Annotated in this window: 1 protein-coding gene; it reads left to right on the top strand. The window is 70.2% G+C overall.

Annotated features, from left to right (window positions below):
• The coding region (locus tag J7E88_RS35355) for a type I polyketide synthase (protein ID WP_215187601.1) at positions 1-5,151 on the top strand (5,151 nt) is incomplete at both ends.

Below are 5,151 nucleotides of genomic sequence, written 5' to 3'. Positions count from 1 at the left end.
GCCCTGACCACACGGCCCGTCGCCGCCGCCGACCTCGCCGGCCCCGACGCGCCGGCCCGCGGCGCGCTGTTCACCGTCGACTGGACCCCCCTCGCCACCGGCCACACCCTGGCCGACGCGCCCGCCGGCGCCGTGATCGCAGACGGGGTCGACCTGCGATCGCTGGAACAGGACGTCCCGTCGTGGCTGATCCTCGATGCCGGGCAGACCGATGGAGCCGGAGAACTTGCTCGGGTGCGTGCGGAACTGGCGCGGGTGCTGGAGGTGCTGCAGGTCTTCGCGACCGACCCGGCCTTCAAGGAAACCCGGCTGGCAGTGGTGGTCCGGGATGCGGGCAGTGATCCGGTAGCGTCTGCGGTCGCCGGGCTGACCCGCTCGGCCCAGTCCGAGAACCCGGGCCGCATCCTGCTGGCCGACCTCGCCTCGGACGCGGCGGAACTCGTCGATCTGACGGGTTCGCTGGAGCAGGCCGCTGCCGAGGACGAATGGGAGATCCGGCTCCGGGACGGGCAGACCGAAGTCCCCCGGCTCACCCGGGCACCTCAAGCGGACTTCGCAGCCGGGGACCTGGGTGCGGGCTGCGTGGTGGTCACCGGAGGAACCGGGACCCTGGGCGGCCTCGTCGCCCGCCACCTCGTCGCCGAGCATGAGGTCCGGAGCCTGGTGCTGGTCTCACGGCAGGGCCTCGCCGCGCCCGGAGCCGCACAGCTGCAGGCGGAGTTGGAGGCCGCCGGCGCCCACGTGCAGATCGTCGCCGCTGATGTCGCCGACCGGGATCAGGCCGAGGCCCTGCTGGCCGCGGTGCCGGGGCCGCTCAGCGGGGTGATCCACACCGCTGGTGTGCTGGATGACGCTGTCCTGGGTGGGCTCACGGCAGAGCGGCTCGAGACCGTACTGCGTCCGAAGGCGGATGCGGCCACGCATCTGGACGAGCTGACGCGTGGGCTCGGGCTGGCGGCGTTCGTGCTGTTCTCCTCCGTCGCCGGGGTGATGGGTACTCCGGGGCAGGGGAACTACGCGGCGGCGAACTGCTACCTCGACGCTTTGGCCGCCCGACGGCGGGCCGCCGGCGAGGCCGCGGTGTCCCTCGCCTGGGGCTATTGGGCATCGGCGAGCACGATGACCGAGCACCTCAGCCAGACCGACCTGACACGAATGAGCCGCACCGGGATGGGCGCGCTGGATCCCGAGCCGGGTATGGCGCTGCTGGATCAGGCTCTCACTTCCGGTCAGCCGACGCTGGTCCCGATGGTGCTGGACCTGGCGGTGCTGCGCCGCCACCACGGTCCGGTCCCCGCTCTGCTCCAGGCGCTGGCGGGGCCGCAGCGCCGCGCCGCCGCCTCCGGCACCGTCGGAGCGTTGCGAGCGACGCTGGTGGCGATGGGGCGGGAGGATCAGGTGGCCCATCTGGTCGGCCTGGTCCGCGCGGAGGCTGCTGTGATCCTGGGGGCCGCCGGTCAAGACCTGATCCGGGCCGACCAGGCGTTCAGCGACGCGGGGTTCGATTCACTGACCTCGGTCGAGCTGCGCAACCGTCTCACCGCTGTGACCGGAACACCCCTGCCCGCGACGCTGGTGTTCGACTACCCCACCCCCGCGGCGCTCGCTGATCACCTGTTCACCGAGCTGGCCGGTCTCACCCCGGCGCACGCGATCATCCCCGCCACGAAGATCGTCACAGACGAGCCCGTCGCCATCGTCGGTCTGGGACTGCGGCTGCCCGGAGGCGTGGACAGCCCGGCTGCCCTGTGGGACCTCCTGTCGTCAGGTGCGGACGTGGTGGGTGAGTTCCCCACCGACCGGGGTTGGGAGCTGGACGGCCTGTTCGACCCGGACCCTGAGGCTGCTGGGAAGTCCTATGTGCGTGAGGGCGGCTTCCTCACCGACGCGGCGGGCTTCGACGCGGGGTTCTTCGGGATCAGTCCGCGTGAGGCGTTGGCAATGGATCCGCAGCAGCGTCTGCTGCTGGAGACCTCCTGGGAGGCGCTCGAACACGCCGGGATCGACCCGTCTTCCCTACGGGGCCGGCACGTGGGCGTCTACACCGGGCTGATCGCCAACGACTACCAGACCTCCGCCGACGCCTCGGCCGCACTTCCGGAGCTGGACGGATACCGGTCGACGGGCGCGATTTCGAGTGTGGCGTCGGGGCGGATCTCGTATGTGCTGGGTCTTGAGGGTCCGGCGGTGAGCGTCGACACGGCGTGCTCGTCGTCGCTGGTGGCGTTGCACCTGGCGGCTCAGGCGTTGCGTGCGGGCGAGTGCTCGATGGCCCTGGCGGGTGGCGTGACGGTGCTCGCGCACCCGGGCGTGTTCGTCGAGTTCTCCCGGCTCCGCGGTGTCGCCCCTGACGGCCGGTGTAAGGCGTTCTCGGATTCTGCCGACGGCATGGGCTGGGCCGAGGGCGCGGGGATGCTGGTCCTGGAACGGCTGTCGGACGCCCAGCGGCTTGGACATGAGGTGCTGGCGGTGGTCCGGGGCAGTGCGATCAACCAGGATGGTGCCTCTAACGGGCTCACGGCCCCTAATGGTCCGTCGCAGCAGCGGGTGATCCGTCAGGCGTTGGCGAGTGCCGGACTCGCTCCGGCTGAGGTCGACGCGGTGGAAGCGCATGGCACCGGGACTACTCTGGGTGACCCGATCGAGGCGCAGGCGCTGCTTGCGGTGTACGGCGATCGTGGTGAGCAGGGTGAGCCGTTGTGGTTGGGGTCGGTGAAGTCGAACATCGGTCACACCCAGGCCGCAGCCGGAGTCGCCGGGATCGCCAAGATGGTCCTGGCGATGCGTCACGGCGTTCTGCCCCGGACTCTGCATGCCGAGACGCCTTCGTCGAAGGTTGATTGGTCGGTCGGTGATGTGCGGGTCCTGACCGAGGAGCGGGAGTGGCCCGCGACCGGCCGTCCGCGCCGCGCCGGCGTGTCCTCCTTCGGCGTCAGCGGTACCAACGCCCACGTCATCCTCGAACAGGCCCCCGATACCCCTGGCAGCAGGGACGTGGCTGTCGAGTCTCCCTCGGATGTGCCGGGTGTGGTGCCGTTGGTGGTGTCGGCGCGGTCGCCGGAGGGCCTGCGGGCTGCTGCGGGACGGTTGGCTGATGTCCTGGCCCTCGAACCTGACCTGGAGCAGGTCGGTCGGGCGTTGTTGACGTCTCGTTCGGTGTGGGAGTTCCGGGCTGCGGTGGTGGCCGCGGATCGGGACGAAGCCGTGGCGGGGCTGCGTGCCGTGGCGGCCGGGGACGCGGGGTCCTCGGGGGCGGCCGGCATGGGCCCGGTGGTGTTGACGTTCGCTGGTCAGGGTGCTCAGCGGGCGGGGATGGGCCGGGATCTGTGCGAGGTGTTCCCGGTGTTCGCTGCTGCGTTCGACGAGGTGTGCAGTGCGCTGGACGCCGAGTTGGGCGGGGTGGCGGGGTTCCCTCTTCGTGAGGTTGCGTTCGCTGATGCGGGTTCGGATCTGGCCGGATTGCTGGATCAGACGATGTACACGCAGTCGGTGTTGTTCGCGTTCGAGGTTGCGCTGTGGCGTCTGGTGGAGTCGTGGGGCGTTCGTGCGGATGCGCTGGTCGGTCATTCGATCGGTGAGCTGGCTGCGGCGTTCGCTGCCGGGGTGTGGTCGCTGGAGGATGCCGCACGGTTGGTGGCTGCGCGGGCCCGGTTGATGCAGGCACTTCCGGCCGGGGGTGCGATGGCGTCGCTGGCCGCCGGTGAGGATCAGGTCGTCGGGCTTTTGGCTGACCGTGCTGGTGTGTGGGTCGCCGCTGTCAACGGGCCGCGTGCGGTGACGGTGTCCGGAGAGCAGTCCGCTGTTGAGGAGCTGGTTGCTGCTGCGGCTGGTGCGGGGATTCGGGCGCGCCTGCTGTCGGTCAGTCATGCCTTCCACTCGCCTCTCATGGATCCGATGTTGGAGGAGTTCGGCTCCGTGGCGGCTGGTGTCTCCTATGGGGAGCCGTCGGCGGCCGGGCGGCGGGAGTGGATGTCGCCGGAGTATTGGGTGCGGCAGGTCCGTGAACCGGTCCGCTACGCCGATGCCTTGGCTGAGGCCATGGCCGGCACCGGCGCCGGGTTTGTGGTCGAGATCGGCCCGGACGGGAGTCTCACCTCGCTGGCCCGGTCCGGCGACCACCCGAGTGCGGCGGTCGCGTTCTCGCGTCGGAACCAGCCCGAGGTGGCTGCTGCCGTCGCTGGGCTGGCGGAGTTGTGGTCTGTTGGCGGGCCGGTCGCCCAGACCACCTTGGCCGCACTGATCCCCGGCGCCCAGGTGCCGGGCCGGGTCGTCCCGCTGCCGACCTATCCGTTCCAACGCGACCGTTACTGGCTCACCCCCACCCCCGCTACTGGTCACGTGATGGGCGGGCATCCGCTCCTGGGCACGGTGGTGGAGGTGCCTGGCGGGGTGATGCTGACCGGACGGGTGTCGCTGAATACGCATCCATGGCTGGCCGACCACATGATCGCCGGTGCGGTCGTGATCCCCGGCGCCGCTCTGGTCGAACTCGCCATCAGCGCGGGAGACCGGATCGACTGCCCCGTCGTGGATGAGCTCATCATCCATGCTCCATTGCCGGTCCCCGCGTCCGGCAGCGTCGAAATCCAGGTCCACGTCACCGAGCAGCCGGACCCCAGTGGCCGTCGGCAGGTCCTCATTCGCTCCCGCCTGTCCGGGACAGAACAATGGCGATCCAACGCCGAAGGCTTCCTCGCACCCGTCGCCGCAGCTGCCGGCACCGACGACCTGCGAGCCTGGCCGCCGCCGGGAGCACGCCCGATTCCCGTTCAGGGCTTCTATGAGAACCTGGCCGGCCATGGTTACGCGTATGGGCCGTCGTTCCAGGGTCTGACTGCGGCCTGGACCGTTGATGGGGTGTTGTTCGGCGAGGTTGCTCTCCCTGAGGACTCCGAGATTGATGTGTCGGGGTACGGGATTCACCCCGCTCTTGTGGACGCTGCTCTTCATCTGTCGATGGCGGCGACTCCGCCGGGTGCTACTGACAGTGTGTTGATGCCGTTCGCGTGGAACCGCGTCGCTCTGCATGCGACCGGTGCCACAAGGCTTCGGGTCCGTGCGACCCAGAGCCCCGAGGGGCTGACGGTGGACCTGGCCGACACTGCCGGTGATCCGGTCCTGACCCTGGGAGCCCTGACCACACGGCCCGTC

Source organism: Streptomyces sp. ISL-10, from assembly GCF_018614575.1.
GTDB lineage: Bacteria > Actinomycetota > Actinomycetes > Streptomycetales > Streptomycetaceae > Streptomyces.
This window is presented reverse-complemented; position numbering and strand designations above follow the sequence as displayed.